Origin of the sequence: Rhodovulum sp. (assembly GCF_011048875.1) — a bacterium.
Taxonomy (GTDB): Bacteria; Pseudomonadota; Alphaproteobacteria; order Rhodobacterales; family Rhodobacteraceae; genus Rhodovulum; species Rhodovulum tesquicola.
Window position 1 is genome coordinate 1 of record NZ_DSDD01000272.1, and the last position, 3,463, is coordinate 3,463.

The 3,463-nt window shown below is 65.3% G+C and carries 5 protein-coding genes; 2 read left to right on the plus strand and 3 right to left on the minus strand.

Annotated features, from left to right (window positions below):
- The 3 genes from ENN83_RS09625 to pyrH all read right to left on the minus strand — a co-directional run.
- The coding region (locus ENN83_RS09625; protein WP_287186345.1) for an undecaprenyl diphosphate synthase family protein at nt 1-239 on the minus strand (239 nt) is incomplete at its 3' end.
- A 78-nt stretch (nt 240-317) separates the two neighbouring features.
- Nucleotides 318-884, minus strand: coding sequence for a ribosome recycling factor (gene frr, locus ENN83_RS09630; RefSeq protein WP_287186334.1), 567 nt, complete (start codon nt 882-884; stop codon nt 318-320).
- Between the two features lie 53 nt (nt 885-937).
- On the minus strand, nt 938-1,675 hold the full coding sequence (gene pyrH / locus ENN83_RS09635) for a UMP kinase (RefSeq protein WP_287186337.1): 738 nt from the start codon (nt 1,673-1,675) through the stop codon (nt 938-940).
- 88 nt (nt 1,676-1,763) lie between these two features.
- Between pyrH and miaA the strand changes: the two genes are divergently transcribed.
- Nucleotides 1,764-2,636, plus strand: coding sequence for a tRNA (adenosine(37)-N6)-dimethylallyltransferase MiaA (gene miaA, locus ENN83_RS09640; RefSeq protein WP_287186340.1), 873 nt, complete (start codon nt 1,764-1,766; stop codon nt 2,634-2,636).
- Between the two features lie 142 nt (nt 2,637-2,778).
- A partial coding sequence (locus ENN83_RS09645; RefSeq protein WP_287186342.1) for an AraC family transcriptional regulator occupies nt 2,779-3,463 on the plus strand: 685 nt, incomplete at its 3' end.

Here is a 3,463-nt window from a genome sequence, read left to right on the forward strand (position 1 = left end):
CCATTGTCCAGAAGCGACTGCGCTTCCTTCTGGATGTAGCGGCGGAAAAGCGTCATCAGCCCGGTCACCTCGGCCTGAGTGCGTTTCCAATTCTCGGTCGAGAAGGCGAAGATGGTCAGGTAGTGGATGCCGAGTTCCGGACATGCCTCGAGGATCTCGCGCACGCGCCGCGCGCCCGCCTGATGACCGAAAAGGCGCGGGCGTCCGCGCATTTGTGCCCAGCGGCCGTTGCCGTCCATGATCACCGCCACGTGGGCCGGGCCGGTATGCTGGTTGTCCTTCACGGCCACGCCGCCCCCTCTGCGACCCGGCAGGTCTCAGACCTGCATGATTTCCTGCTGCTTGCTTTCGAGCGCCTTGTCGATCAGGGCGATATGCCTGTCGGTCAGAGCCTGGATTTCGTCATGCCAGATCTTCTGATCATCCTCGCTCATCCCCGCGTTCTTGGCTTTCTTGATCTGTTCCATGCCGTCGCGGCGCACATTGCGCACCGCCACACGGGCATGTTCGGCATATTGGGCTGCCACACGGGTCAGTTCGCGGCGGCGTTCCTCGTTCAGTTCGGGAATCGGCAGCATGATGATGGTGCCGTTCGTCTGCGGATTGATCCCCAGTCCCGATTCCATGATGGCCTTCTCGACCTTGTTCACCAGCGCCTTGTCCCAGACATTGATGGTCACCATACGGGGTTCCGGCACGTTCACCGTCGCCACCTGGTTGATCGGCGTCAGCACGCCATAGGCATCGACCTGAATCGGCTCGACCATCGAGGCCGATGCGCGCCCCGTGCGCAGCGAGGCGAATTCATGCCTGAGTGCGCCCATCGCGCCGTCCATCCGGCGCTGAAGATCATCGAGGTCGATTTCCAGCTCGTCATCCGCCATCGGTCTGAACTCTTCTGATTGGTTCGTTGTCGCGCGCAGAGATTGCTATAACGCTAACTGTGCACGATTGTATAGGTGCCTTCCCCGGCAAGGATGCCGTGGAAGCCGCCGGGCTCGTCCAGGCTGAAGACGATGATCGGCAGGTCGTTGTCGCGCGCCAGCGCGATCGCCGAGGCGTCCATCACCTTGAGGTTCTTCACGAGAACGTCATCATAGGTGATGTCGTCATAGCGCACGGCGTCAGCAGCCTTCATCGGGTCCTTGTCATAGACGCCATCGACCTTGGTGCCCTTGAAGATCGCCTCGCAGGCCATCTCGTTCGCGCGCAGCGTCGCGGCGGTATCCGTCGTGAAGTAAGGGTTGCCGGTTCCGGCGGCAAAGATGCAGACCCGCCCCTTCTCCAGATGGCGCACGGCACGGCGGCGGATATAGGGTTCGCAAACCTCGTCCATCCGGATTGCGCTGATGACCCGGCAGAAGACGCCCATGCCTTCCAGAGCGGACTGCATCGCAAGCGCGTTCATCACGGTGGCCAGCATCCCCATGTAATCGGCGGTCGTGCGCTCCATCCCCTGCGCGCTGCCCTGAAGCCCGCGAAAGATGTTGCCGCCGCCGATCACCATGCAGATCTCGACGCCGAGGTCGCGCACCGATTTCACCTCTCGGGCGATGCGTTCCACAGTTGGCGGGTGCAGCCCGTAGACCTGGTCGCCCATCAGCGCCTCGCCCGAGATTTTCAGCATCACCCGCCTGTATGTGGGCTTCGCTTGCGTGGCGCCGGTGTCGTTCATAGGGTCTGCCTCTGCCCGTTCTCTTGTGTCGGGCGCAAAATGTCGGAAAAGGCCGACAGGTTCAACGCAGAACGAGGCCCCCGCCCGCATGGAGCTGCCTGAACTCGATCCTGCCCGCCCGGTGCTGATCGCCGGACCCACCGCCAGCGGCAAGTCGGCGCTGGCGCTGGCAATCGCGGAGGAACAGGGCGGCGTCATCGTGAATGCCGATGCGTTGCAGGTGTTCGAGGGCTGGCGCGTGCTGACTGCACGCCCCAGCCCCGACGAGGAAAACCGTGCGCCGCATGTGCTTTATGGCCATGTCAGCTGGCGTGCGGATTACTCCGTCGGCCACTGGCTGCGCGAACTGGTCCCGATCCTTGCCGGTCCTGACCGGCCGATCATCGTTGGCGGCACCGGGCTTTACTTCACGGCGCTGACCGAGGGGCTGGCCGAGATCCCGGCCACCCCACCCGCGATAAGGGCCGAGGCCGATGCGCGGATCGCCGCCGGCGATGCCGCGGGACTGCTGGCCGAACTGGACGCCACGACGGCCGCACGGATCGACCGGCAGAATCCCGTCCGCATACAGCGCGCCTGGGAGGTGCTGCACGCCACCGGCCGGGGGCTGGCGGAGTGGCAGGATGCCACGCCACCGCCGCTTCTGCCACTGGCCGCCGCCCAGCCGCTGGTCATCGACGCCCGCAAGGACTGGCTGAACGCCCGGATCGACACCCGTTTCGACGCGATGATCGCCGACGGCGCGCTGGACGAGGTGCGCGCGAACCTGCCGCGCTGGGATACGCGGCTGCTGTCGGCACGGGCCATCGGCGCGCCGGAACTCGTCGCCCATCTGCGCGGCGAGTTGGCGCTGGAAGATGCCGTTGCGGCCGCCAAGATCGCCTCCCGGCAATATGCAAAACGCCAGCGCACCTGGTTCCGCTCCAAGCTGGGCGCATGGCGACGGGTCGCCGCCACCTGACAGAGGCCCGGCGGAAACGGAGACGAATCCAACCTCTTTCGCTTTACGCTGCGGCACGAATCGGTCAATCGTTGCCTGATTCGAACCTGCCCCTTCTGACCACGCGCCCCTTTTGCCGCGCCCTCCCCAGCGGAGTTGTCGCATGAGCCTGTTTCCCGACATCCGGATCGTGCCGTTCCCGCGCCTGACACAGGGCAGCCGCTGGCGGGCAGAGGCGATGCGCAGCTATTCCGCGCCGCAGCTTCTATGGATCACCAAGGGCCAGGGCCGGATCACCGTGGCCGGCGTTACCCGCGGCTACGGCCCGCATAACGCGATCTTCATCCCGCCGCGCACGATGCATGGATTCGAGATGGCGGGCCAGATCTATGGCTCGGCGGTGATGTTCCCGGGAATGGCCGATCTGGACCTGCCTGACACGCCCCACCATCTGCGCATCCGCGACGGCCAGGTGCAGGTCGAGATCACGGGGCTTCTGGACGGCCTGGACCGCGAGTTGACACAAAAGCGCCCGGGCGCGCGGCGAGCGATCCGGCATTATGCGGGGCTGATCTCGGTCTGGCTGGAGCGTCAGATCGAACTGGCCGAGGATGTGACATCCGTGCCCGTCTCTGCAAGACGGCTGGTTGCGGGCTTTGCCGCGCTGGTCGAAAAGGACTTCCGTACCGCCAAATCGGTCGCGGGCTATGCCGCCGACCTGGGCGTGACGTCGACGCATCTGACGCGGACTTGCAACCAGACCTGCGGGCGCAGCGCCTCGGACCTGCTGGCCGAGCGCAAGATCGGCGAGGCGCGCCGCCTTCTGGCCGACACCCGCGCCCCGATCA

Excerpts from the sequence above, each read along its gene's own strand:
- frr (WP_287186334.1), bottom strand. The coding sequence starts at position 884 with ATGGCGGATGACGAGCTGGAAATCGACCTCGATGATCTTCAGCGCCGG.
- pyrH (WP_287186337.1), bottom strand. The coding sequence starts at position 1,675 with ATGAACGACACCGGCGCCACGCAAGCGAAGCCCACATACAGGCGGGTG.
- miaA (WP_287186340.1), top strand. The coding sequence starts at position 1,764 with ATGGAGCTGCCTGAACTCGATCCTGCCCGCCCGGTGCTGATCGCCGGA.